At 44.3% G+C, this 24,943-nt stretch carries 21 protein-coding genes; 16 read left to right on the forward strand and 5 right to left on the reverse strand.

Going from position 1 to position 24,943, the window contains the following annotated elements:
- The first annotated feature begins 10 nt into the window (after nt 1-10).
- On the forward strand, nt 11-310 hold the full coding sequence (locus tag A4245_RS12580; protein WP_067728434.1) for a YwdI family protein: 300 nt from the start codon (nt 11-13) through the stop codon (nt 308-310).
- A 21-nt stretch (nt 311-331) separates the two neighbouring features.
- Nucleotides 332-703, forward strand: coding sequence for a DUF423 domain-containing protein (locus tag A4245_RS12585; protein ID WP_067728436.1), 372 nt, complete (start codon nt 332-334; stop codon nt 701-703).
- Here A4245_RS12585 and A4245_RS12590 read toward each other — a convergent pair.
- From A4245_RS12590 to hemQ, 3 genes are all read right to left on the reverse strand, one after another.
- Nucleotides 698-949: a hypothetical protein gene (locus A4245_RS12590; protein WP_067728438.1), complete on the reverse strand. Its 252-nt coding sequence runs from the start codon at nt 947-949 to the stop codon at nt 698-700. The genes A4245_RS12585 and A4245_RS12590 overlap by 6 nt on opposite strands.
- Nucleotides 950-1,148: 199 nt before the next feature.
- Nucleotides 1,149-1,616: a spore coat protein GerQ gene (gene gerQ / locus A4245_RS12595; protein WP_067728440.1), complete on the reverse strand. Its 468-nt coding sequence runs from the start codon at nt 1,614-1,616 to the stop codon at nt 1,149-1,151.
- Nucleotides 1,617-2,074: 458 nt separating this feature from the next.
- Nucleotides 2,075-2,824, reverse strand: coding sequence for a hydrogen peroxide-dependent heme synthase (gene hemQ / locus A4245_RS12605; protein WP_067728444.1), 750 nt, complete (start codon nt 2,822-2,824; stop codon nt 2,075-2,077).
- A gap of 300 nt (nt 2,825-3,124) precedes the next feature.
- Between hemQ and pta the strand changes: the two genes are divergently transcribed.
- Nucleotides 3,125-4,102: a phosphate acetyltransferase gene (pta, locus tag A4245_RS12610; RefSeq protein WP_067728446.1), complete on the forward strand. Its 978-nt coding sequence runs from the start codon at nt 3,125-3,127 to the stop codon at nt 4,100-4,102.
- A 209-nt stretch (nt 4,103-4,311) separates the two neighbouring features.
- On the opposite strand, the gene A4245_RS12615 is transcribed toward pta, so the two are convergent.
- The gene (locus tag A4245_RS12615; protein WP_067728448.1) at nt 4,312-5,166 is read right to left on the reverse strand and encodes a lipoate--protein ligase family protein; all 855 of its coding nucleotides are present in this window, start codon (nt 5,164-5,166) and stop codon (nt 4,312-4,314) included.
- 84 nt (nt 5,167-5,250) lie between these two features.
- Between A4245_RS12615 and A4245_RS12620 the strand changes: the two genes are divergently transcribed.
- From A4245_RS12620 to A4245_RS12630, 3 genes are all read left to right on the forward strand, one after another.
- A complete protein-coding gene (locus tag A4245_RS12620; protein WP_067728450.1) occupies nt 5,251-6,570 on the forward strand; it encodes an HD domain-containing protein in 1,320 nt (439 codons plus the stop codon).
- Entirely contained in the window at nt 6,560-7,063 is a 504-nt protein-coding gene (locus A4245_RS12625; protein WP_067728452.1) for a YwgA family protein, read from the forward strand. Before A4245_RS12620 ends, A4245_RS12625 begins: the two co-directional genes overlap by 11 nt.
- A 61-nt stretch (nt 7,064-7,124) precedes the next feature.
- Nucleotides 7,125-7,625 (forward strand): YwhD family protein, encoded by a 501-nt coding sequence (locus A4245_RS12630; protein WP_067728454.1) that lies wholly within the window; start codon nt 7,125-7,127, stop codon nt 7,623-7,625.
- Nucleotides 7,626-8,328: 703 nt separating this feature from the next.
- Here the strand turns inward: A4245_RS12630 and A4245_RS12640 are convergent.
- Nucleotides 8,329-10,347 carry a transglycosylase domain-containing protein gene (locus A4245_RS12640; protein ID WP_084268787.1) on the reverse strand — a complete coding sequence of 673 codons (2,019 nt, stop codon included), beginning with the start codon at nt 10,345-10,347 and terminating at the stop codon, nt 8,329-8,331.
- Between the two features lie 213 nt (nt 10,348-10,560).
- On the opposite strand from A4245_RS12640, the gene A4245_RS12645 reads away from it, so the two are divergent.
- The 10 genes from A4245_RS12645 (at nt 10,561) to icmF (ending at nt 24,909) form a co-directional block, all read left to right on the forward strand.
- Nucleotides 10,561-11,001, forward strand: coding sequence for a YwiB family protein (locus A4245_RS12645; protein WP_067728460.1), 441 nt, complete (start codon nt 10,561-10,563; stop codon nt 10,999-11,001).
- Complete coding sequence (gene argS / locus A4245_RS12650) at nt 10,998-12,668, forward strand: arginine--tRNA ligase (protein ID WP_067728462.1); 1,671 nt, start codon at nt 10,998-11,000, stop codon at nt 12,666-12,668. Before A4245_RS12645 ends, argS begins: the two co-directional genes overlap by 4 nt.
- Before the next feature lie 390 nt (nt 12,669-13,058).
- Nucleotides 13,059-15,167 (forward strand): (Fe-S)-binding protein, encoded by a 2,109-nt coding sequence (locus A4245_RS12655; protein ID WP_084268788.1) that lies wholly within the window; start codon nt 13,059-13,061, stop codon nt 15,165-15,167.
- Between the two features lie 254 nt (nt 15,168-15,421).
- On the forward strand, nt 15,422-16,609 hold the full coding sequence (locus A4245_RS12660) for an acetyl-CoA C-acetyltransferase (protein WP_067728466.1): 1,188 nt from the start codon (nt 15,422-15,424) through the stop codon (nt 16,607-16,609).
- An 81-nt stretch (nt 16,610-16,690) separates the two neighbouring features.
- Nucleotides 16,691-17,542, forward strand: coding sequence for a 3-hydroxybutyryl-CoA dehydrogenase (locus A4245_RS12665; protein WP_067728468.1), 852 nt, complete (start codon nt 16,691-16,693; stop codon nt 17,540-17,542).
- Between the two features lie 31 nt (nt 17,543-17,573).
- On the forward strand, nt 17,574-18,710 hold the full coding sequence (locus A4245_RS12670; protein ID WP_067728470.1) for an acyl-CoA dehydrogenase: 1,137 nt from the start codon (nt 17,574-17,576) through the stop codon (nt 18,708-18,710).
- Nucleotides 18,711-18,722: 12 nt separating this feature from the next.
- Entirely contained in the window at nt 18,723-19,862 is a 1,140-nt protein-coding gene (locus tag A4245_RS12675) for an acyl-CoA dehydrogenase (protein ID WP_067728472.1), read from the forward strand.
- A gap of 222 nt (nt 19,863-20,084) precedes the next feature.
- Entirely contained in the window at nt 20,085-21,026 is a 942-nt protein-coding gene (gene meaB, locus A4245_RS12680; protein ID WP_067728474.1) for a methylmalonyl Co-A mutase-associated GTPase MeaB, read from the forward strand.
- On the forward strand, nt 21,023-21,634 hold the full coding sequence (locus A4245_RS12685; protein ID WP_067728476.1) for a TetR/AcrR family transcriptional regulator: 612 nt from the start codon (nt 21,023-21,025) through the stop codon (nt 21,632-21,634). Before meaB ends, A4245_RS12685 begins: the two co-directional genes overlap by 4 nt.
- A 32-nt stretch (nt 21,635-21,666) precedes the next feature.
- Nucleotides 21,667-24,909, forward strand: coding sequence for a fused isobutyryl-CoA mutase/GTPase IcmF (gene icmF, locus A4245_RS12690; RefSeq protein WP_067728478.1), 3,243 nt, complete (start codon nt 21,667-21,669; stop codon nt 24,907-24,909).
- Nucleotides 24,910-24,943 lie beyond the last annotated feature (34 nt).

Raw genomic sequence — 24,943 nt, forward strand, 5'->3', positions numbered from 1 at the left:
GAGCGATAAAATGGCAATAACAAATGAGAGAATCATAAAAAAGATGATTCATGAATTATATGAGGCAAAGGAAAATTCGCAGTCCGAGGAAAAGGTAGTTGCCCATATTGCAAACGTACGTCTGTTATGTGACCTGTTTCTGGAAGAGGATAACACGGAAGCCGTTGAACGTGAAACAGAATTCAGTGCAGAAGAGCTCAAGGCGATGATTGGTGCTCAATCGGGCAGCAAAACCGCTGCACCCAAGCAGACAACAAAACGAACAACCAATCATGAAGAAGCAAATGGGGAATCCATTTTTGATTTTTAACTTAGGAAAAGAGGTACATATATGAAGTTATTTTTGATTTTTGGAGCGATTAATGGATTTTTGGCGGTAGCACTAGGTGCATTTGGTGCACATGGTCTGGAAGGGAGAATATCGGAAAAGGCCATTGCTACATGGGAAAAGGCAGTTACTTACCAAATGTTTCATACAATGGCCTTGCTCGTTACAGCAATATTATTAGCCAGATTTCAAGGAGACGGTCTATTGGCAACCAGTGGATGGATGTTTTTTGCTGGGATTATCTTATTTTCAGGAAGTCTGTATATCTACGCCGTAACTTCGATAAAAACATTTGCCATGATTACCCCGATTGGCGGAGTGGCTTTTCTCATAGGCTGGGTCCTGGTCGGTATTGCAGTTATGAAAAATCTATAATTGAAATATGAAATAAGTGGTAAACAAAAATAACATGATTCCACGGACAGCTTGTTTTCCAGCTTCGACCGGATGACGTGTATACAATAAGATCATCGCATCACAAACAAGACTCAGGACAATCAGATAGATTGATAGAAACAGGATAATTATATACCCTGTAATCAAAGCAGAAAATCCGATCAACAGAGCAAATAATAGAGAAATAAATTCCATTTGTATTAACTTTCTGTAGGGATGTCTCATAGGATTAATCGCCTCTCTCAGGTGAAGCAAATGGAATAAAGGATGACCCGGATTATTCGGTGTCATCCTTTTTCAGTTATAAGCACCAAAGCGTGAGCGGCAATTGGTTCAGCCACATCCGACTCCCGTGGGTTGCCTGCTCCAAGTCCGTATGGGTGCGCAAGGTATGTCGCTAATCGGCCGCTTTAACTTTTGTTCTCTACCTCGGGGGGAAGGTTGCCATCTGCTGGGATCCATTCGCTAAGGGATACTCATAATTGATTTCCTCATCAAATGTTACATAATCCAAATAAATCATAAGTAAAAGAACCCGTCTTCCTGTTTCCGGCTGACTTAGGATAATATGGTCTCTGCCGGCTGCTTCTATAATCCCGGTAAAAGTCATCGCGTTCCATTGGGTATTGTTTTCAAACGTCATATAAACGGTAACAAGTTTACCCCGATTCAATCGCAAAATATTTTCAATGTATGACTGCTGCAAAGGGAGCATTCCTGGTATATCCGGAGCCTGCTGCTGTATTTGCTGGGATTGTGGTGGTGCTGGCTGAAACTGCCTCGTGTTATACATCGGATAATAAGCTGGTGAACTTGAAGGATAATAGTAGTATGGGCCAGCCTGACTGTGCGGTGGATATTGCGGATTGACGTTGTTCTGATTTTCACTCATAACAAAACCTCCTGTTGATTTCTCACAGTATTATTCAGGGAAGGAATTTTCCCCTGGTAATACAAAATTGACTGACTGCACAAGGCAAGCGGAGCCTGCGCATCTTCGCCTATCTGTGGTCTCATGGGCAATCCCGGGCTTTCGATGTATAGAAGCAGCGGGATTTGCCCCTGACTGAATTCCGTTGGTCATACTACGGTGCAGGACAATATCCTGCCGGCATAAAAATCCATCATGTGTTAGTGCCGGAAGCTATATGCAACAGTCTGGCCAGAAGGGTAACGCCAGCTCCCTTAGTGACGTTAGCCAAAAATACCATTGTTCATTTCCGTCTGAACCTGATGCTCAACTCACTAAATATGTGTATGCCCAAAAATTGAAGATGATGACAACAAAAAAAGACTTCCCATCGGCGAACGATGGAAAATCTTTTATGTAGTCGGAACTATAGGCAGCGATTATAGAGCGAAATAAGCTTCTACATTTTCTTTTGGCAAGTAGTTACCTACAATAAAGTCACCAAACTCAGCGTATTTTGTAGTCACTTCGTCAAAACGCATTTCGTAAACGATTTTTTTGAATTGTAACGGATCATGGGCAAAAAGCGTTACGCCCCACTCCCATTCGTCCAATCCGATGGAACCGGTAATGATCTCTTTCACTTTTCCAGCATATTTTCTGCCGGTCATGCCATGCTCATAAAGCAATCTTGTTCTTTCTTCTTTATCAATGGCAAACCAGTTTGCCTCTTCCCAGCGACGACGTCCCATTGGATAGAAACATGCATGCTCCCATTTAGGCATAATTGGTCTTAAGCGGTCCTTCACATATGGAGAAAGCTCGCGATCCTTTCCTTCATCCATTGGATTATGCATTGTCATTTCGATGATGGACACATAAGAATACCCAGGAATGAGATAATCCCCAATTTTAGATTTATTGATTTCCGTTTTGATTTCTTCCAATTCGTCCATCGTTTCGCGCAGAAAAACGAACATTAAATCAGCTTTATTGCCGACAACTTTATAAACACCATGACTACCGTCCTTAGCCTCTTCAACAGATTCCCACTTCTCAATTAATTCTTTAAATTCCTTTACTGCTGCTGCCCGCTCTTCTGGAGAAGTCATCTTCCAGGATGCCCAGTCAAATGTACGGGTATCATGCAATGCGGACCAGCCGTCCACTGTTACTACTGCTTCAGCCATTTTCCTTCTCTCCTTCTTAGAAAACTTGGTTGTCACCTACCCTTTCAGTGACAGCCATTTATGCAGGTTGGTAAATATATCCCTTCCCAGCTGCTAAAATAACATGTTATGTTTTTACTATAGCACAATAAGGGTATTCTAATCATATGAAAGGTAAAACAATTTCAGGTGGTCTCCTATATTGTCAATTGTTTGTCAAAAATTATAAAAGTTGGATGATCGCTTCTTTATCTGAGCCTGTATTTCGTATATTATTGTTAAAGAGTGCACAAACTGCAATTTAGATGACGGAGGGTTTTAATGAGTACATTATTTGATCAATTAACAGAAAAAGTATCATCGGCCGATAAAAAAATCGTTTTTCCGGAAGGGTTAGACGAACGCATTCTGACTGCGGCAAGTCAGTTAGGCTCTGCTGGTGTCTTGACTCCGATACTGATCGGAAATAAAGACAGCATCAGCAAAAAGGCAGAAGAAATCGGTATTGATGTATCTTCCTGCACAATTCTTGATCCAAATGATTATGCAGAAATTGAAGAAATGGTACAGGCTTTTGTTGAACGACGCAAAGGAAAAGCGACGGAAGAGGATGCAAGAAAAATATTGCTTGATGAAAACTACTTTGGAACGATGCTTGTATATCTCAACAAAGCAGATGGACTTGTAAGTGGTGCAGCGCATTCGACTGCTGATACTGTTCGCCCGGCATTACAGATCATCAAAACCAAAGAAGGCATCAAAAAAACATCCGGCGTCTTCATCATGGTTCGCAATGATGAAAAATACGTTTTTGCGGATTGTGCAATCAACATTGCGCCAGACAGTCAGGATCTTGCTGAAATTGCTGTGGAAAGTGCGGTCACAGCCCGCCTGTTTGATGTAGATCCACGTGTTGCGATGCTAAGCTTCTCTACCAAAGGTTCCGCTAAATCAGAGGAAACCGAAAGAGTTGTTGAGGCATTGAACATCGCAAAAGAAAAAGATGCCGATTTGATAATCGATGGAGAATTCCAATTTGATGCTGCTTTTGTACCGAGTGTCGCCGAGAAAAAAGCTCCGGATTCCGTCCTAAAAGGAGATGCAAATGTATTTATCTTTCCAAGCCTGGAATCAGGTAACATCGGATACAAGATTGCACAGCGCCTCGGTGGATTTGAAGCGGTAGGACCGATTTTACAAGGGTTGAATAAACCAGTAAATGATCTGTCCCGCGGCTGCAGCTCAGAAGATGTCTATAACTTAGCAATCATTACTGCAGCACAGGCAGCAGCAGAGTAAATCGAAAAAATCCTGCATCGGATATGATGCAGGATTTTTTAATCCCAGTTTCCGAAGTGGGAGGACAATGGCTATCCTAGAAAAAGCATGGTTAATCCGACAATAACAAAGGTCAATTCGGCAAATAGGATGCTGATTCCGACAAACTACCTCCCGAATTCAGCAATTCCACCAAATATCCGATAAATCGACGGTTGCAGCTTAACCGCTTAATCTTGCAACGTCGCCACAATCTCATTTCGTTTCACCATCTGTGCATATCTTTTATCAAAAACAGCTAGCTCTTCGGCAGAAAAATCTATTTCCACTATTTCCTCACTAAAATCATCCAGCGCAGCATGGACTCTTTTCTTCATCTCATCAACTGTCAGCTTCACACCGAGTAATTCGGATAAAGAAGCCATCACTTCCGGGTCCACTGCCGGATAGTCAAATTTTGTCGCTTCGTTCTTTTTGCTGACATTGTAAAAATGCCTGATGAGGGTAGCTCTTTCTTTACTGTTTCCTTCCACATCAAGGTAGATTTGCACGGCTGCACCTTCTTTTACCCGGCGCTGGGAGATTCCTGCAAATTTTCTGCCGCCAATACTCAGATCATAATCACCGGGACAATAGGAACCGACAATCTCATATGCTTTAATGGCGTCCGTCAAGTCCCGCAGCATGTATTGGACAAAAAATACCATTGCTTCGTAGCAGTCCTGGATGGACAAATGCTTGACACCGGGGATGACGAGTGAAATATTCAGAACGCCGTCATCAAGTGCTACCGCAAGCCCGCCAGAATTTCTCACGACAACATGGTACTTTTCAGCTTTTAAAAACCGTACACCTTCTTCTAAATAGGGAAGCCTTGCATCGGGAATACCGAGTACGATGGTCGGTGGATGAACCCATAGCCTGATTGCTGGCGGGGAGTCACCATTGCTGACAGACATTGCAAGTGCATCATCAACCGCAAACGAAGCCAGCGCTGTGTATGGTCTTTCATTGAAATATGTTTCATTGGAGTGATCGATATATCGAAATGTCGAATGACTGATTATATCTTTCCAGTTTTTCATAATTGCCTCCTTACTCTTTAATCCTATGATTAACTATTATATAATAAACTAAAATCGTCGAAAAAGATCGGATGGGGAAACGAAATGACATATAGAGATGAACAACTGTCGGAAGAAAAAGTATTTAAAGATCCTGTCCACCGATATGTACATGTAAAAGACCGGGCGATATGGGATTTAATCGCGGCACCGGAGTTTCAGCGTTTGCGCCGGATTAAACAGCTTGGAACAACGAACCTGACCTTTCACGGTGCAGAACACAGCCGCTTCAACCATTCACTTGGGGTCTATGAGATTGTGAGAAGGATCATTAACAATTTCCAGGACCGCCCACACTGGAATAACGAGGAACGATTGCTTTGCCTCTGTGCGGCATTGCTGCATGATCTGGGGCATGGCCCGTTTTCACATTCCTTTGAAAAGGTATTTAAACTCGATCATGAATATTTTACCCAGCAAATTATAATTGGAGACACAAAAGTAAACGAAATACTTGAACGGGTAGGTCCAGGTTTTTCTCAAAAGGTTGCAGATGTCATCGCCAAAACGTATGAGGACAAACTGGTAGTGAGCTTGATTTCCAGCCAGATTGATGCAGACCGGATGGATTACCTGCAGCGTGACGCTTATTTTACCGGTGTAAGCTATGGCCATTTTGATATGGAGAGAATTTTGAGGGTGATGCGCCCGATTGATGATCAGGTTGTCATTAAATCTACAGGGATGCATGCTGTCGAAGATTATATTATGAGCCGTTATCAAATGTACTGGCAAGTATATTTCCACCCGGTAACAAGAAGCGCCGAGGTAATTCTTTCGAAAATACTACACCGTGCCAAGTACTTATATGAAACAAATGAATTTACCTTTAAGCTGAAGCCGACGCATTTCCTTTCCTTTTTTGAAGAAAATGTTGATTTAAAAGATTATCTGAAGCTGGATGAAATGATTGTCCACTACTATTTCCAGCTGTGGCAGGATGAAGATGATGAAATACTAAGAGATTTATGCGAACGGTTCATGAACCGCCGGCTTTTTAAATATGTCGAATTCAATCCGAATCTGCAAATGAATGAATGGATGGAGCTTTATAAGCTGTTCCAGCAGGCAGGGATCGATCCGGAATACTACCTTGTCGTTGATTCTTCTTCAGATCTTCCGTATGATTTCTATCGTCCTGGCGAGGAAGAGGAGCGTTTGCCGATTCATCTGTTGATGCCTGACGGAAATCTGAAGGAGCTTTCCAGACATTCGGATATTGTTGAGTCGATTTCGGGTAAGAAGCGAACAGACCATAAATTGTATTTTCCGAAAGATAAATTGAACGAATTGCAGGATGAAGCAGTCAAAACACGCATGAAGGAAATTTTGTATGGGCAAGGAGCGAAAGAGGATGTTGAATAATCACGCAAAATTAATGCAGTTTTTTTCCGTAGCAGATGGAGTGACAGGACGTAAGAAGCTGCAGAAAATGATATACATCTTGCAGAAATGCAATGTGCCATTTGAAGAAAAATACCAGTTCCATTTCTATGGGCCGTACTCCGAAGAATTGACACTCCGGGTGGAAGAGCTCTGCAATCTTGGTTTTTTACAGGAAGAAAAAGAGGATAAAAGCAATTATTATCAATATAATTATAAGATAACATCTACAGGCGAAGATTTTTTGGATCAGTTTTTGCTCGATATGCCTGATATGACGACAAAAGTGGGTATGCTTAAAGAAAGGAGCTCGCGTTTTTTGGAGCTTGTTTCCACCATGTTTTATTTCGATGATCTGCCCCTTGAGGAAAATATTGAAAAAGTGCATACGGTAAAGCCGAAGCAAAATTACAGTCATGAGGAAATTCAGGAAGCTGTCACTTTCATAAAAAAACTGAAGGACGAAGACAAATAACTAAAAAGCAGGTACTACCTATGCTACAATTACCATTAGTAATAATAGGAGGAATGAAATTATGAGTTCAGATAAAAAGAAGAATTCCTTTACAATCATTAAAGATGATTCCACTGACGGTCATGGCGGCTATGGTGCCGGTACCATCAGCCTGGAAAATATGTCATCGGTAATCGTAGATCCAAATGAAAATAAAGCATATGTTGATATGGGTGCGATGCATGCGCGCAGTGATGTGGAACGCCGGGTCAAATTGCTTCCAGATCGCAGTGAAGTCCCGAATGGAAAATTATACTGGATCGTTTGGGTAAACGTGGAGCGCGGTGAAAATGGCCCATATTATGCCGGAGTAACGGGCTGTGAAATTCGAGTGGACCGTGAAGCCAAGCGGGCATATAAATCGATGGCAGAGCATGTGACACGTATGGAGAAATCACTCAAAGGGAAAATCATTGTCGAGCATATGGATGAACATTCCAAACAACTTCTGAAAGATTTCCTCGTCGATTTTAATGAAGACATGTGGAATAACTCCACTAGTGAATTAAAAGAATCGCTTTAGGAATAAACTTTCAAGTCAGGCCCATATTTTCATGCTATGTTTTGGAGCATTGAAACAGCCGTGTCCAGTGTCTGTGGAACTCCCTCACCGTCTTGTTGGGTAGCATTCCATACGTCACGGCAAGGCGCTATTCGCTCCGGAGCAAATATGTCAATTTTGTGAATGAATGGTGAATAATTGCAGAAATTGTTGTACTTTAAGATAAATATTTGTAAACTATGAATACATGGGCTAACTCATGTTTACTAGGACAAAAAAGCAGCCAACACTCAGGTAAGACGGACTTACACTGACAGTTGGCTGTTTTTTTGCAGTTTTATAGTTGGCTGGGAATTGATTGTGCCCTTTAGTCCGGGAGAGAGCTAGTTCACCCGGGAGAGGAGTGCGTTGGACGGGAGAGAAGCCCGCTGACTCGGGACAGGAACACGGCAACCTGGGCCAGAACCACACCTGTCCGGGAGAGGAGCACACTAACTCGGGCGACCCTTCTGTTCACCCGGGAGAGAAGCACACTAACTCGGTAGAGCCCTCCATTCATCCGGGAGAGGAACGCACTAACTTGGGCGAGACCCCCGCCATCTCGGCACACAGTATCCCCAACCCGGGCCGCAACAACATCGATATCCAGAACACCACTCCCCCTTCCAAGACATCCTACCCTAAAGAAACAGCCCAACCCCACGAACACTCCCTTAACCCTCCATCAAAAGAACACATCAAACCATTTTTCAAACATGCCTCTGTCATCTTCATTTACATTGTCCGCTTCGTCTAAATCATGTTCGGAGCAATAGTCACGGGGTTCTGTACCTTTTTCAAAATACATTATTCTGCTTTGCCCGCAATCTGGTGTCGCGCGTTTGCCTGATACGGGGTCAATCGGAAGACCGACAACACCGGATGGCATTGCGAATACATCCTGGGCCTGTCCTTCATGTGCTTCCTCCATAAATGCTGCCCAAATTTCTTTTGCATAGGAGGTCTCGGAAACAATCTGCATGGGTCGGTTATCATCATAGCCTGTCCATATGGTGGTGACGAGGGATGGACTGTAACCGATCATCCAGCTGTCGGAATTTGTGGTTCCGGATTTTCCTGCATAAACCCTTGTCAGCTGATCAGAGATACTTGAGCCTGTGACAGCTGTATATCCATTCAACTCCACATCGAACATCCCTGTCATCAGATGGGTTAGAATAAATGCTGTCTTAGGATCGAGCACTTGCTCCGCTTCACCTTGTTTCCTTTCATAAACTGTTTTTCCATTCCGATCCAGGATTTTTTCAACCGTATAGCCGGAAATTTTTCTTCCATTATTGGCAAGCATTCCATAGGCCACGGTCATATCCTTCACTGAAACGGATGCCGTTCCGAGAGCCAAGGCAGGTACGGCTTGGAAATCGCCCTTAAGGCCGAATTGCTCCACGGTATCAATTAACTTTTCAGGACCGAGGTACATATTTGTTTTCACGGCGTAGACATTATCAGATAGTGCGAGTGCCTGTGCCAGCGTGATCGGTTCATTGGCGTAGTAACCATTGAAATTGCTTGGCTGATAGACTTTTCCATCCTCCGTCTCAAAAGCGGTCGGTTTGCTCATCAACTGTGTGCTTGCCGTGTAGCCATGATGCAAGGCAGTATAATATAAAAGTGGCTTTAACGTGGAGCCTGACATCCTTTTTGCATCAACTGCCCGATTATATGTGCTCTGTCTGTAATCTTTACCACCGACCATTGCAGCAATCGCTCCTGAAGAAGGTTCCAATGCGAGTGCTGCTGCTTCAAGCTCGCTGTCAGGCTGGATGGTTTCATCAATATTCGCCTCGAGCATTCGCTGTAAATCACTGTCTAATGTTGTATGAATCTGATACCCGCCTGTACGTATGGCATCCGGTGAAAGATTCAGCAGGGAAGAAGCTTCCTGTAAAGCTTGGTTCCGGAAGTATGGTGCCGGACCGGATTCCTCGGGTGTTATCGAATAAATAAGTTCTTCCTGTACAGCAGCCAGCTGTTCTGCCTCCGTTATGATGTGTTGGTCAAGCAAATTTTGCAAGATGAGACGCTGTCTTTGTTTAGCGCTATCCTCATCGTTCAATGGCGAGTAATAGGTTGGGCCTTTAGGAATTCCAGCAAGCATGGACGCTTCTGCGACGGTTAGGTCGAGAGCCGATTTATTGAAGAAATAGTTGCTTGCCGCTTCAATACCATATGCTCCATGACCATAGTAAATCGTATTTAAATAACCTTCGAGAATCTCCTCTTTCGAATAGAACATTTCCAGGCGAACCGTATAAAATGCCTCTTTAATTTTACGTGTCCACGTTTTTTCCGGTGACAAAAACAAATTTCTCGCATATTGCTGTGTCACTGTACTTGCACCCTCCTTTAAAGAGGTTGTCGTAATATTCTTCAGAACGGCAGCTGCAATACGGCGATAGTCAAATCCATTGTGATCGAAAAAGTGCTGGTCTTCCGTCGCGATGGTCGCTGCAATGACGACAGGTGATATCTCATCCAGCTTCAGCCAGTGTCTTGTCTCGATTCCACGCTCTTCACCAATAATTTCCCCTGACTGGTCATAGATGATGGTGGACTGGTCACCTGCAAGTTTTGGCGGTCCCATCAGAAAAGCGAGCAAGTAAATGAAAGCCAGGGATAGAATACCAGTAACAATAAAAGCAAATACCATCTTATTAAAAAACTTTTTTGGCCAAAATCGCATCATAGTAATCTCCAATAGAAAAATGTTAGTATCCTTCATTATGGTAAAATGTAGCTGGATATAAACGGAAAAGCTGAAATTTCCTTCACTTTATCCATTTATGGGACGAGGGTTGGGGAGGTTCTGACAAAGAAAATATAAATATTGATTATCCATGCTGTTTATCGCTATAATAGGGACATTATAGATTTTCAATTAGTTAGAGGCGATAGGATGGATTCTTTCCAAAAAAATGTAATGATCAAACTCCGTACCATTATTAATGATGGTGGTCAAAAGGAACATAACGAGCAGCTGCTCGCGGGCAGTTATTTCCGTAAAAAGGATTTGGATGTCCTGATCTTTGAGGAGAAGATGGATGACGGTTCGGTTGTAAAAAATCTAATTACCATCCAAAAAAACAAGGTCAGCATCAATAGATCTGGTGCCGTTTCGATGAATCAAAAATTCCTTGCCGGACAGATCACGGAAAATGTATATCATCACGCCCATGGCAAATTACATATGGAGACATTTACGAAAACTATTGGGTACAGCAAATCAAGCGAGTCCGTTGAAGGTGACATGACCATCAACTATACCGTGAAATTGAATGGTCAGGACAAACGAAAACATACATTAAGGCTGACATATAAAGAGGAGGAAGTTCAATGAACGTTTTGGAACAAACAGAAAACACATTGAAACAGGAAATCGCAGCGGCTGTCATCAAGGCAAGCCTTGCAACCGAAGAAGAACTGCCAGCGATTATTCTGGAAAAACCGAAAGATAAAGCACATGGAGATTTCGCTTCAAATATCGCTATGCAGCTGGCACGTATTGCCAAAAAAGCACCACGTCAAATTGCCGATGATATCGTGGCAAATCTGGACCAGACAAAGGCATCCATCGAAAAAGTGGAAATTGCAGGACCGGGTTTCATTAACTTCTTTATGAAAAATGATTTTCTCGGAGAAATTATCCCGACGATATTGGAAGCAGGGGAGAACTATGGTAAAACAAATGCCGGCAATGGCGAACGTGTACAGGTAGAATTTGTTTCCGTAAACCCGACCGGTGACCTTCACTTAGGACACGCACGAAATGCTGCCTTCGGTGATGTTCTTTGCAATGTACTTACGGCTGCTGGTTATCAAGTGGAACGTGAATATTATATAAATGATGCCGGCAATCAAATAGACAACCTCGGCCTTTCTGTAGAAGCACGCTATTTCCAGGAGCTCGGTGAAGATGTCCAAATGCCTGAGGACGGATATCACGGACAGGCGATTATTGATATTGCCAAAAAAATCGTGGCTGAACATGGAAATGAATGGACATTCAAAGAAAAATCAGAGCGGTTGGCATTCTTTAAAGAATTCGGTCTGAAAACCTCCCTTGAAAACATCGAAAAAGATTTAAAAGACTTTCGCGTGGAGTTTGACAGCTGGTTCTCAGAACGCTCCCTTTATAAAAACGAAAAAATTACAGATGCATTAAATACGCTAGAAGAAGGAAATTTTACGTACGAAAAGGATGGGGCAATGTGGTTCAAGACAACCGATCTTGGGGATGACAAAGACCGCGTGCTTATCAAGCAGGATGGCAGCTACACCTATTTGACTCCTGATATTGCCTACCATAAAAACAAATTGGATCGTGGTTTTGACCAGATCATTAATGTATGGGGCGCAGACCACCATGGTTACATTCCGAGAATGCGGGCAGCGATACAGGCGCTTGGATACCCGGTCGAAAAATTTGATGTGAAAATCATTCAAATGGTTAACCTGTTTGAAGGCGGAGAAAAAGTGAAAATGAGCAAACGTACAGGAAAAGCTGTATCGCTAAGAGAGTTAATGGAAGAAGTTGGCGTTGATGCGGTTCGTTACTATTTTGTCACACGCTCAAATGACTCCCAGCTTGATTTCGATATGGACCTTGCTCGATCCCAGTCCAACGACAACCCTATTTTCTATGTTCAGTATGCACATGCACGAATTTGTACCATGCTCGAACAGGCGAAAAATAAAGGATTTGCAGACGGTGGAGAAGTTGACGCATCATTGCTTACTGCTGAAAAAGAACTGGATCTGCTGAAAAAACTGGGGGAATTCCCACAGACAGTGGCAGATGCTGCAGAAAAACATACTCCACACAAAGTAACCCAGTATGTTTTCGACTTGGCAACCTTGCTGCATAGCTTCTATAACGCAGAAAAAGTACTCGATTCGGAAAATCCGGAAAGAACGAATGCACGGATTGCTCTAATGAAAGCTGTCCGCCTTACGTTGGCTAACGCGATGGGCTTGATCGGCGTAACTGCACCGGAGAAAATGTAGAAACAAAGCTGTTTAGGAGCGGGGCACTCTAGCCTCGGACCGGACAGTGCGCAGGATATGCGATATCGGCGGTTTTCCCTGATTTAACGGCGAAACTACACTTTTATCGGCGCTTTCCCAATTTTAACGGCGAATTCTCAGTTTTATCAGCGCTTTTCCCCTTTATGTCGGCGAATCGCCGAATACCTAACATTTTCAAAAACCCCTGTTCTTACCTAACGGAAAGAACAGGGGTTTTTTCTATACAAATATTCTAAATTTTTTATATGAATCGGTTGACTGAATGCTCATTCACGTTTAAAGTATATAGTAAGGATTTGGTAGACTGTAAATTCCGAAAAATGAAATCGTTATCATTGTATGCAGAATATAAAAAAGGGGCGCTTGGAAGTGGAAACTTTTATGGTGATTAACTGGATCGCATTTCTTCTTATTACATTTTATGCACTTTATCTATTTGTAAAAGTCGTCTCAACACGGATTGCCTACATAAGATTGGGGAAGAAATCCGAGTTTGATGGTGAAATCAAATTGCGTTTGCAACGAGTCTGGAAGATTGTATTCGGACAATCGAAGCTGCTGAAGGATAAAAAATCCGGAACGATTCATGTGATGATGTTCTATGGATTCCTGCTCGTTCAGTTCGGTGCCATCGATATGTTCGTGAAAGGACTTTCGCCGGGAAACCATTTGCCGTTTGGAATGTTTTATCCCGGATTTGTATTTTTTCAGGAATTAGTCACATTGATGATTCTCGTAGCCGTCGCATGGGCCTTCTACCGTCGCTACATGGAAAAGCTTGTCCGTTTGAAGCGGGGATTTAAAGCAGGTCTGGTGCTTATTTTTATCGGTACATTGATGCTGTCCGTATTATTCGGCAATGGTATGTCGATGCTCTGGCATGGACATGAAGTGACTTGGACAGAGCCTGTTGCCAGTTTGATAGCAATGGCATTTGGGTGGCTTTCCCCTGCGGCAGCGATGGTCCTGTTCTACGTGGCCTGGTGGGTACATACCATTACCCTGCTTACATTCCTGGTTTATGTACCACAATCCAAACACGCCCACTTGATCGCCGCTCCGATCAATGTTTTCCTAAGCAAGCAAGTTCCTGGAAAACTGAAAAAGGTAGATTTCGAGCTGGATGAAGACAGTGAAGAAGCTGAAGAAGAAATTGCTTTCGGTGTCGGAAAAGTGGAAGACTTTGAGCAGCATCAGATGCTTGATTTCTATGCATGTGTGGAATGTGGACGCTGTACAGATGTCTGTCCTGCATCAGGCACAGGAAAAATGCTGTCTCCGATGGATATCATGATCAAGGTTCGTGATCATCTGACAGAAAAAGGTGCTGCTGTTACAGGGAAATCTGCATGGGTTCCGGCATATGCTTTTTCAAATGCACCAGGAAATGTGGCAAGTGCCAGCAATGAAGCGGCAGCGACCGTCCAGCAAGCAATCTTGATCGGTGATGTCATTACAGCCGAAGAGCTTTCCGGATGCACGACATGCCGAAATTGTGAAGATGCTTGTCCGGTAAATAATGAACATGTTGGAACAATCATAGATATGCGCAGATACCTTGTCATGACAGAAGGGAAAATGGACTCGGATATCCAGCGTGCAGTGACAAATATCGAACGCCAGGGTAATCCATGGGGACTTTCCAAAAAAGATCGGATTAAATGGCGTGATGAAGATGAATCCATTCACATCCCAACAGTTAAAGAGCTGAAAAAAGAGGATAAAGAATTTGAATACCTTTTCTGGGTAAGCTCCATGGGGTCATTTGACAGCCGCAGCCAAAAAATTGCTCTTGCTTTCGCAAAGTTAATGAATCAAGCTGGCGTGAGCTTCGCAATTTTAGGCAATACGGAAGCAAACTCAGGAGATACGGCAAGACGGATCGGAAATGAATTTTTGTTCCAGGAAATAGCGGAGAAAAACATCAAGCAATTCGAGAAAAATGGGGTAACGAAAATAGTAACGATTGACCCGCATGCCTATAATATTTTCAAAAACGAATATCCGGATTTCGGATTTGAAGCGGAAGTATATCACCACACACAGCTGCTTTATGATCTTGTGAAAACAGGCAAGCTTCAACCGCAGCGTGCCATAAACGAACGGCTAACCTACCATGATTCCTGCTATCTGGGCAGATATAACGGAGTTTATGATCCGCCAAGGGAAATCCTGACAGCGATCCCTGGACTGGAGTTAGTCGAGATGGACAGAAGCCGTGAAAATGGAATGTGCTGTGGTGCAGGGGGTGGACTAATGTGGACAGAGGAAACAACGGGTAACCGGATTAATGTGGCCCGTACCGAACAGGCAATGGCTGTTCAGCCGTCCATGATTTCCAGTGCATGTCCATATTGCCTGACAATGCTAAGCGATGGAACAAAAGCAAAAGAGGTTGATGAAGATATCAGCACAATGGATGTTGCAGAGATCCTTGCATTATCCGTGTTTGCGGAAGAACAGATGAAAACGGCATAGGATGAAAACGGATAGAGGGGCTCGCTAAGAATACCCCTCTATTCTTTGGGAAGGAAGGTGAGCGAGCGTTCAATCGGATAAAAATTACCGGCTGGATCGGAAATGCCGATGATTTGCTGGGAAATGCCAAAGATTCGCGAAAAATGCCGTAGTTCAGATGAAAATAGCCATAGTTCACAATAAAAATGCCATAGTTCAAATTTTATAGAAGCAAATGTATGCGATAAAACCAAATCAAGAAGGGATGGATAGCGATGAGAAAAACAGTAATCGTTTCAGGAGCACGTACACCATTTGGAAAATTTGGTGGAGGATTAAAACCGTTAACCGCTTCACAGCTTGGGGGAAAGGTAATCAAGGAAGCGTTGAATCGCGCTGGCATGGATGGTTCTGAAGTGGATGAAGTGATTATGGGAGCCGTGCTGCAGGGTGGCCAGGGGCAGATTCCTTCCCGTCAGGCTGCACGTGAAGCTGGAATCCCTTGGGAAGTGAAGACAGAGACAATCAATAAAGTATGTGCATCCGGCTTGCGGAGCGTAACACTTGCCGATCAGCTGATTCGTCTTGGCGATGAGGACATTATCGTAGCTGGCGGAATGGAAAGCATGAGCAATGCTCCCTACTTTCTTCCAGATGCACGTTGGGGTAACCGCATGGGCGACAAAAGCGTCGTCGATATGATGGTTCATGATGGGCTGACATGTACATTTACAGGGGTTCACATGGGCAATTACGGGAATTCCACAGCAGAGGAACTCGAGCTCTCAAGGGAAGCCCAGGATGAATGGTCCTACCGCAGCCATCAACGGGCAACCAAGGCTATCGAGGATGGAAAATTTGCGGAAGAAATTGTTCCAGTCGAGGTACCGGTACGTAAAGGGGAGCCGATTGTTGTGGATACCGATGAAGCACCACGCAAAGGTACAACCGTTGAAAAACTGGCACGCCTGCGTCCGGCTTTCGATAAAAACGGCACGATTACAGCGGGTAATGCGCCTGGCGTCAATGACGGGGCATGTGCCTTTGTCGTGATGTCGGATCAGAAAGCGGAAGAGCTTGGAAAAACGCCGATGGCAACGGTTCTAGGCCATGCGGAAGTAGCTGTGCAAGCAAAGGATTTTCCGCAGACACCGGGACTGGTCATCAATAAACTGCTTGAAAAAACAGGACATAAAAAAGAGGATATCGATTTATTTGAAATAAACGAGGCTTTTGCAGCGGTTTCCCTTGCAAGCGGGAAAATCGCAGGCATCGATAATGAGAAAGTAAACGTAAATGGCGGAGCAGTAGCTTTGGGCCATCCGATCGGTGCAAGTGGAGCGCGTATTATCTTAACATTGATTCACGAACTGAAACGCCGTGGCGGCGGCCTCGGAATCGCAGCAATCTGCAGTGGCGGTGGCCAAGGCGATGCCGTTTTAATCGAAGTTCCGAAAGCCTGACATTTTATCCCGCAGGTAACGGCCAGAAAACCCGTCCCTGATTGAAATTTTACACTATAGAATAAAGGAGGAGTCACGGCAATGGCTATTAAAAAGGTAATGGTTGTTGGAGCAGGTCAAATGGGTTCAGGGATAGCTCAAGTCTGTGCACAATCCGGATTTGAAGTGCTGCTCAATGACATGAATGAAGAAGCGCTCCAAAAAGGTCTGCACCAAATTGAAAAATTGCTTGAGCGTAATGTGGAAAAAGGAAAAATCACCGAAGAAGATAAATCAGCGACAATGAGCCGCATATCTCCTTCAAGCGAACTGAAAGATGCTGCAGCATGCGATTTGGTTATCGAAGCAGTGGTGGAAAATATGGATGTAAAGGAAGCGGTTTTCCGTGAACTTGATCAAGTTGCTCCGGAACATGCCATCCTTGCCTCCAACACCTCATCATTACCAATCACGGAAATTGCAGCAGTGACAGAACGCCCGAATCAGGTGATCGGCATGCATTTTATGAACCCGGTCCCAGTCATGAAGCTTGTTGAAATCATTCGTGGACTGCAGACAAGTGACGAAACCTATGAATCGATTAAAAAAATGACAGTTGTTCTGAGCAAGACACCAGTAGAGGTAAAAGATTTCCCTGGCTTTGTATCGAACCGTATTCTTATGCCAATGATCAACGAAGCAATTTATACCGTATATGAAGGGGTCGCATCACCGGAAGATGTCGATCACGTCATGAAGCTCGGAATGAATCATCCGATGGGCCCGCTCACACTGGCAGATTTTATCGGACTTGACACATGCCTGTACATCATGGAAGTTCTCCATGATGGGTTCGGGGATAGCAAATACCGGCCATGTCCGTTGCTCAGGCAATATGTAAAAGCAGGCTGGCTCGGTAAAAAGTCTGGCAGGGGATTCTATCAATATAGCTAGGAAATGACACACCGAAGAGAGGTGCTTGAGGATGGTTTTTAATTTTACCGAAGAACAAAACATGGTACGGAAAATGGTCCGTGATTTTGCCCAAAAGGAAGTTGCCGGCGAAATCGAACGAATGGAGACAGAGGACCGTTTTCCGATTGAAATTGTAAAGAGAATGGGAGAGCTTGGGTTAATGGGTATACCGATCCCCGAGGAATATGGCGGCGGTGGGATGGATTTCACTGCCTACATCAGTACTATTCACGAGCTTTCAAAAGTAAGCGCTACCGTCGGTGTTATTTTATCTGTTCACACATCTGTCGGTACCAATCCGATTTTATATTTCGGAAATGAAGAACAGAAAAAGCGATTCATACCAAAGCTCGCGACTGGACAATACTTGGGTGCCTTTGCACTGACAGAGCCGAGTGCGGGTTCAGATGCTGGAAGTTTGAAAACGAATGCGAAAAAAGATGGTGACAACTACATTTTAAATGGCTCAAAGGTTTTCATTACCAATGGAGGTGTGGCGGATACATACATCACGTTTGCCAGAACAGGCAAAAATGCCAAGGATATCAGCGCCTTTATCGTCGAGAAAAACGCTCCAGGCCTTGTCATTGGTAAAAAAGAAAAGAAGATGGGACTCCATGGATCGAACACGGTCCAGCTGACTTTCGATCATTGTGTCGTTCCAAAAGGGAATCTGCTTGGCGAAGAAGGAAAGGGATTTAATATTGCGATGGCCAATTTGAATATCGGGAGAATCGGAATTGCAGCACAGGGTCTTGGTATCGCTGAAGCCGCACTTGATTATGCTGTTGCCTACGCGAAGGAGCGGGAACAGTTCGGCAAACCGATTGCAGCCAATCAAGGAATATCTTTCAAGCTGGCAGAGATGGCAACAGCTGTGGAAGCTGCAAAACTATTGACCTACCATGCAGCAGACCTTATCGAAAAAGGCATTTCATGCGGCAAAGAAACATCGATGGCAAAAATGGCCGCAACGAAAGCAGCGATGACCAATGCGATTGAAGCGGTACAGATTTTCGGAGGCTACGGATATACCGAGGAGTATCCTGTCGAGCGGCTGTTCCGCGATGCGAAAGTGACGGAAATTTATGAAGGAACAAATGAAATTCAACATATCGTAATTGCCAAGCATCTATTAAAGAACTAAGGGGAGATTAGGATGAATTTTAAATTGACCGAAGAACAGGAAATGCTTCGAAAAATGGTGCGTGACTTTGCGGAAAAGGAAGTCCAGCCAACAGCAGCCGAGCGGGACGAAGAGGAACGATTCGATCGGGAAATTTTCGATAAGATGGCTGAACTCGGATTGACAGGAATACCTTGGCCAGAGGAGTACGGTGGAATTGGTGCCGATTTTGTAAGCTATTGTATCGCTGTGGAGGAGTTATCCAGGGTTTGCGCATCGACCGGTGTGACACTTTCGGCCCACCTATCGCTCGCAAGCTGGCCCATCTATAAATACGGGAATGAAGAACAGAAGAAAAACTTCCTCACACGCCTGGCAACTGGCGATGCATTGGGTGCTTACGCTTTATCAGAACCGGGTGCAGGGAGTGATGTCGTATCCATGAAAACAACGGCCAAGGAGGATGGCGACCGTTATATCCTTAACGGGAACAAAGTATGGATCACAAACGGCGGCGTTGCGGATATCTATATTGTGTTCGCCAAAACTGATGCCGATGCAAAGCATAAGGGAATCAGTGCATTCATTGTGGAAAAAGGCACGGAAGGATTCTCTTTTGGTAAAAAGGAAAAGAAACTCGGAATTCGCTCCTCACCAACAACAGAATTAATCTTTGAAAACTGCCGCATTCCGAAAGAAAACATGCTTGGTAACGAAGGGGAAGGTTTTAAAGTCGCCATGACAACATTAGATGGAGGCAGGAACGGAATCGCTGCACAAGCACTCGGTATTGCACAGGGTGCATTGGATGCTGCGGTGGAATATGCGAAAGGACGCGAGCAATTCGGTAAGCCAATCGCAACTAATCAAGGAATCTCTTTCAAACTGGCAGACATGGCAACGGAAATTGAAGCGGCCCGGCTATTAACCTATCAGGCTGCATGGCTTGAATCAGAAGGCCTCCCATATGGAAAAGCATCGGCAATGTCCAAACTGTACGCAGGTGACGCAGCGATGCGCATCACGGTGGAAGCGGTCCAAGTGTTTGGCGGCTATGGCTATACGAAAGACTACCCCGTAGAACGCTACATGCGCGATGCAAAAATTACACAGATTTACGAAGGAACAAATGAAATACAGCGCCTTGTTATAGGCAGAATGCTGACGAAATAGAACCAAAAAGGTGATTCGCCGATAAATTTGGGGAAATCGCTGATAAACAAAATATATCGCCGTTAAATCCAGAAAGTCGCCGATAAATAGAAAATATCGCCGTTAAATCCAGGAAAACCGCCGATAAAAAACCACCGATAACAAACCAGCATTCGCAAACCAGCATTCGCTAATAAAAGAACATACATGTAATAGCAGCAACTCACAGAAAGGAAGTACCATATGCATGAAATCGTTGAACGGATGAAACGGAAGGATGTACGTGCTCTGGCAAGGGCAATAACGATGGTTGAGAACGACCACCCCGATAAGCTTGAACTGCTCAGTGATGTATTTTCGTTGGATAAACATGCCATCTATGTCGGGCTGACCGGATCCCCCGGTGCCGGGAAAAGTTCGCTCGTCAACCGGCTGATTACCCATATACGTGAAGCGGGTAAAACCGTTGCAGTCCTTGCCGTTGATCCCACCAGTCCATTCAGCGGTGGAGCGTTGCTTGGCGACCGCGTGCGTATGAATCAGCATTTCACCGATGATGGCGTCTACATTCGAAGCATGGCAACAAGGGGAAGTCTCGGCGGGCTCTCCCGTGCAACAAAGGATGCAATCAGAATTTGTGATGCTTATGGTTTTGATGTCGTAATTGTTGAAACGGTAGGCGTCGGACAGTCTGAGCTCGACATTATGAAAGTGGTCGACACGACAGCGGTTATACTGACACCGAACAGTGGGGACGTTCTTCAGATTTTCAAGGCGGGCATAATGGAAATCGCAGATCTCTTTGTCATCAATAAAGCAGATCTTCATGGTGTCGGAAAGCTGAAGGCACTTTTACGGGAGCTTGTAATGATGTCGGCAACAGAGGATCATATGACACCGATCATAAAGACGATTACGACCGAAAACAAAGGAACCGAGGAACTGTGGGAAAAAATTAACGAACATCATGACTATTTGTATACAACACAATCTGGAAAAAAGCAGCGTGCCAAGCAACTGGAACTTGAAGTATACGAGCTAATACGCGAGGAAATATGGCGGGACGTAAAAACCTTTATCGAAAAACGAGATGACCTTCCAGCAATTGAAGCAAATACAGACCCATATCAGCTGGCAAAAGACGTGTTTGTAAAATGGAAAAAGGAAGGTGGGATTGCAGAATGAGCGAGGAGAAAATTCTCTCCTCCGTCAAAGACCGTGAACTGGTGAAAATACGGAGGGATCAAATTATCAAGGGTGCAATCAAGCTTTTTAAAGAGAAGGGATTTCATCGTACAACAACAAGAGAAATAGCAAAAGAATCCGGATTCAGTATCGGAACGCTCTATGAATATATTCGGACGAAGGAAGATGTATTATTTCTTGTCTGCGATTCCATCCATGAACAAGTGCGGGAGCGGATTGCACGGGCTGTGGATCTGGCATATCCTTCCATTCCAAATATGCAAAAGGCTATCCGTTCCTTTTTTTACTTAATGGATGAAATGCAGGACGGGATTGTCATTCTCTATCAGGAAGTAAAATCACTGAAAAAGGAAACAAGGGATTATGTCCTCCAAAAAGAGCGGGAGATGGTCGGGCTTGTCGAAAGTGTTATTACAGCCTGCCTGAAAGATAAACTCCAAGATAAAGAGGTTAAATTGCTGGCAAATAACATTGTTGTTGGAGGGCATATGTGGGGCTTTCGCAGATGGATTTTGCAAAAGCAGTTTTCTCTAGAAGAATATGTTGACATGCAGATGAACCTGATTAATTATGCGGTTAAAAAGTAGAATCGTTTGAATTCCCGAGAGGAGGATAAGTGATGGAACAGGTTGAAATCTATTCACCGAAAAATCCGGTCCGGTTTGTGACGGCATCCAGTTTGTTTGATGGACATGATGCATCCATCAACATAATGCGAAGAATCCTGCAGGCAAGTGGTGCAGAGGTCATTCATTTGGGACACAACAGATCTGTGGAGGAAGTTGTCCACGCGGCAATTCAGGAAGACGTCCAGGGTATCGCGATGTCATCCTATCAAGGCGGCCATGTGGAATATTTTAAATACATGGTCGATCTGCTGAAGGAATTAGGTGCAGGGCACATCAAAGTATTCGGCGGCGGGGGCGGAACAATTATTCCTCGTGAAATCAAGGAACTTCATGACTATGGGGTAGCATGGATTTTTTCACCGGAGGACGGTCGGAAATACGGTCTGCAAGGAATGATTAACCGGATGCTTGAGCAATGTGATTATATCCCTCCGATCAATCTGGAAAAAGACCTGGAAAAGCTCAGCCAAGGCGACCGGACAGCAATCGCGAAGTTTATAACTTTTGTTGAAAGTGATCAAACCAATCCGGATGATAAGCAAAAGGTGATAAAAGCTCTTCGTGACAGCGGCAATAAAGATATTCCTGTGCTCGGCATCACAGGGACAGGCGGGGCCGGGAAAAGCTCTCTGACAGATGAGCTGATCCGTCGTTTTATGAATGAAATTTCAGAGAGGAAAATAGCGATCATTTCGATTGACCCGACGAAAAAGAAAACAGGTGGCGCCCTGCTTGGTGACCGTATTCGCATGAATGCGATTTTCTCAGACCGGGTATACATGCGGTCTATGGCAACAAGGGACTCACGGTCGGAGCTGTCGAAAGCGATTCAGGAAGTGATCGATGTCGTGCGTGCCTCCGGATATGATTTCATTATTGTCGAAACAAGCGGGATTGGTCAGGGGGATGCGGCAATCACGGAAATCACGGACCTTTCCATGTATATCATGACAGCGGAATTCGGTGCACCGACACAGCTGGAAAAAATCGATATGATTGACTACGCAGACTTCATCGTCATAAATAAATTTGAACAAAAAGGTTCAGAGGACGCATTGAATCAGGTGCGGAAACAATATGAGAGAAGCCATATGCTCTTTCATGAGGACAAAAGTAAATTTCCTGTGTTCGGAACAATTGCAAGTCAGTTTAATGATGCAGGGACAAATGCATTGTTTGCATCGCTGATCGACACATTGAACGAGAAATACAGCTGGAATGAAGAAATAACCTTTGACCGCAATATTATTTCAGAAAAACAGAACAGCATCATTACAAATGACCGCAGACATTATCTCAGGGAAATTGCCGGCCATATTCGCAGCTATCATCAGCGTGTCGAGAAACAGAGCACTATCGCAACAAAGCTATACCAGCTTGAAGGGACAAAGGAAGTTCTTGAGGATGCTGAGGTAGTTCAAAGTATTGATCAAACGATTGATCAATACCAGGATCAGCTCGAACCAGTAGCCAAAAAACTCCTTCATTCCTGGGAATCACTCAAAGAAAGCTATAGCGGGGACACGATTACGTTTACAGTCAGGGATAAGGAAATCGAAATGGATATTACGACAGAATCATTGGCAGGCCTAAAAATTCCAAAAGTGGCCTTCCCGAAATATCGGGATTGGGGCGAGCAACTGGCATGGCTGATGAAGGAAAATGTGCCTGGAGCATTTCCATTTACAGCAGGTGTTTTTCCATTTAAGAGAAAAGGCGAGGATCCGACAAGACAATTTGCTGGAGAAGGAACGCCAGAGCGGACGAATCGCCGTTTTCACTATCTGTCTAAAAATGATGAGGCCAAAAGGCTTTCAACGGCATTTGACTCGGTAACACTGTATGGTGAGGATCCTGCTGAACGGCCGGATATCTACGGGAAAGTCGGTGAAAGTGGTGTGAACATCTGTACATTGGAGGATATGAAAAAACTGTATGCAGGCTTTGATCTGACGGATCCGCTTACATCGGTTTCCATGACAATCAATGGACCGGCACCAATTATTTTGGCGATGTATTTCAACACGGCAATTGATCAGCAGGTCGAGAAATTCAAGGCCGAAAACAGCCGCGAGCCAAACGAAGAGGAATATAACGATTTGAAGGACAAAACAATAGCTGTCATTCGCGGAACCGTACAGGCAGATATTTTAAAAGAGGATCAGGGGCAAAATACGTGTATCTTCTCAACGGAATTCGCGTTGCGCATGATGGGCGATATTCAGGAATACTTTATTGAGAAAAATGTCCGTAATTATTATTCCGTTTCCATCTCGGGCTATCATATTGCCGAAGCGGGGGCGAATCCGATCACACAGCTTGCCTTCACATTGGCTAACGGATTTACGTATGTCGAGTACTATTTGAGCAGGGGGATGGACGTAAACAAATTTGCACAGAACCTTTCCTTCTTCTTTTCCAATGGACTTGATCCGGAATATACGGTTATTGGCCGGGTGGCAAGACGGATTTGGGCAATTACAATGCGGGATAAATACGGTGCGAACGAACGCAGCCAGAAGCTGAAATACCATGTACAGACATCCGGCCGTTCCCTGCATGCACAGGAAATCGATTTCAATGATATCCGTACAACATTGCAGGCATTATTGGCCATACAGGATAACACGAACTCCCTGCATACCAATGCATACGATGAAGCAATTACGACGCCGACGGAGGAATCGGTCCGGCGCGCAATGGCCATCCAAATGATCATTAACAAAGAATTTGGGCTCACCAAAAACGAAAATTCCCTGCAAGGATCGTTCATTGTCGATGAACTTACAGATCTGGTGGAGGAAGCAGTCTTACAGGAATTTGAGAAAATGAATGACCGCGGTGGGGTGCTCGGTGCGATGGAGCGGCAATACCAGCGGGGGAAAATTCAGGAAGAATCCCTCTACTATGAAGGGAAAAAGCATTCAGGAGAGCTACCGATTGTCGGTGTCAATACGTACTTAAACCCAAACCCGCCTTCTGATGAAAAAATAGATTCGATGGAACTGGCACGTGCATCAAAGGAAGAAAAAGAACATCAGATAACGGAATTGCGGAAGTTCCAGAATTTGCATAAAGATAAAACCGAGGAAGCGCTGAAACGGTTGAAGCATGTTGCGGCAACCGGTGGAAACATTTTCGCAGAGCTTCTGGAAACCGTTAAGGTGGCAAGTCTCGGTCAGATTACAACGGCCCTTTATGAAGTTGGAGGTCAGTACCGAAGAAATATGTAATCGGGAAAGCTGAACACCGTACCCGCTGGAGCTG

Origin of the sequence: Oceanobacillus damuensis (assembly GCF_001618145.1) — a bacterium.
Lineage (GTDB): Bacteria > Bacillota > Bacilli > Bacillales > Amphibacillaceae > Oceanobacillus > Oceanobacillus damuensis.

Coding starts and splice junctions, on each gene's coding strand:
- gerQ (WP_067728440.1), bottom strand. CDS start 1,616: ATGAGTGAAAATCAGAACAACGTCAATCCGCAATATCCACCGCACAGT.
- A4245_RS12580 (WP_067728434.1), top strand. CDS start 11: ATGGCAATAACAAATGAGAGAATCATAAAAAAGATGATTCATGAATTA.
- meaB (WP_067728474.1), top strand. CDS start 20,085: ATGCATGAAATCGTTGAACGGATGAAACGGAAGGATGTACGTGCTCTG.
- A4245_RS12640 (WP_084268787.1), bottom strand. CDS start 10,347: ATGCGATTTTGGCCAAAAAAGTTTTTTAATAAGATGGTATTTGCTTTT.
- A4245_RS12630 (WP_067728454.1), top strand. CDS start 7,125: ATGAGTTCAGATAAAAAGAAGAATTCCTTTACAATCATTAAAGATGAT.
- argS (WP_067728462.1), top strand. CDS start 10,998: ATGAACGTTTTGGAACAAACAGAAAACACATTGAAACAGGAAATCGCA.
- A4245_RS12625 (WP_067728452.1), top strand. CDS start 6,560: ATGTTGAATAATCACGCAAAATTAATGCAGTTTTTTTCCGTAGCAGAT.
- A4245_RS12660 (WP_067728466.1), top strand. CDS start 15,422: ATGAGAAAAACAGTAATCGTTTCAGGAGCACGTACACCATTTGGAAAA.
- A4245_RS12645 (WP_067728460.1), top strand. CDS start 10,561: ATGGATTCTTTCCAAAAAAATGTAATGATCAAACTCCGTACCATTATT.
- icmF (WP_067728478.1), top strand. CDS start 21,667: ATGGAACAGGTTGAAATCTATTCACCGAAAAATCCGGTCCGGTTTGTG.
- A4245_RS12585 (WP_067728436.1), top strand. CDS start 332: ATGAAGTTATTTTTGATTTTTGGAGCGATTAATGGATTTTTGGCGGTA.
- A4245_RS12675 (WP_067728472.1), top strand. CDS start 18,723: ATGAATTTTAAATTGACCGAAGAACAGGAAATGCTTCGAAAAATGGTG.
- A4245_RS12665 (WP_067728468.1), top strand. CDS start 16,691: ATGGCTATTAAAAAGGTAATGGTTGTTGGAGCAGGTCAAATGGGTTCA.
- A4245_RS12590 (WP_067728438.1), bottom strand. CDS start 949: ATGAGACATCCCTACAGAAAGTTAATACAAATGGAATTTATTTCTCTA.
- A4245_RS12670 (WP_067728470.1), top strand. CDS start 17,574: ATGGTTTTTAATTTTACCGAAGAACAAAACATGGTACGGAAAATGGTC.
- A4245_RS12615 (WP_067728448.1), bottom strand. CDS start 5,166: ATGAAAAACTGGAAAGATATAATCAGTCATTCGACATTTCGATATATC.
- A4245_RS12620 (WP_067728450.1), top strand. CDS start 5,251: ATGACATATAGAGATGAACAACTGTCGGAAGAAAAAGTATTTAAAGAT.
- pta (WP_067728446.1), top strand. CDS start 3,125: ATGAGTACATTATTTGATCAATTAACAGAAAAAGTATCATCGGCCGAT.
- hemQ (WP_067728444.1), bottom strand. CDS start 2,824: ATGGCTGAAGCAGTAGTAACAGTGGACGGCTGGTCCGCATTGCATGAT.
- A4245_RS12685 (WP_067728476.1), top strand. CDS start 21,023: ATGAGCGAGGAGAAAATTCTCTCCTCCGTCAAAGACCGTGAACTGGTG.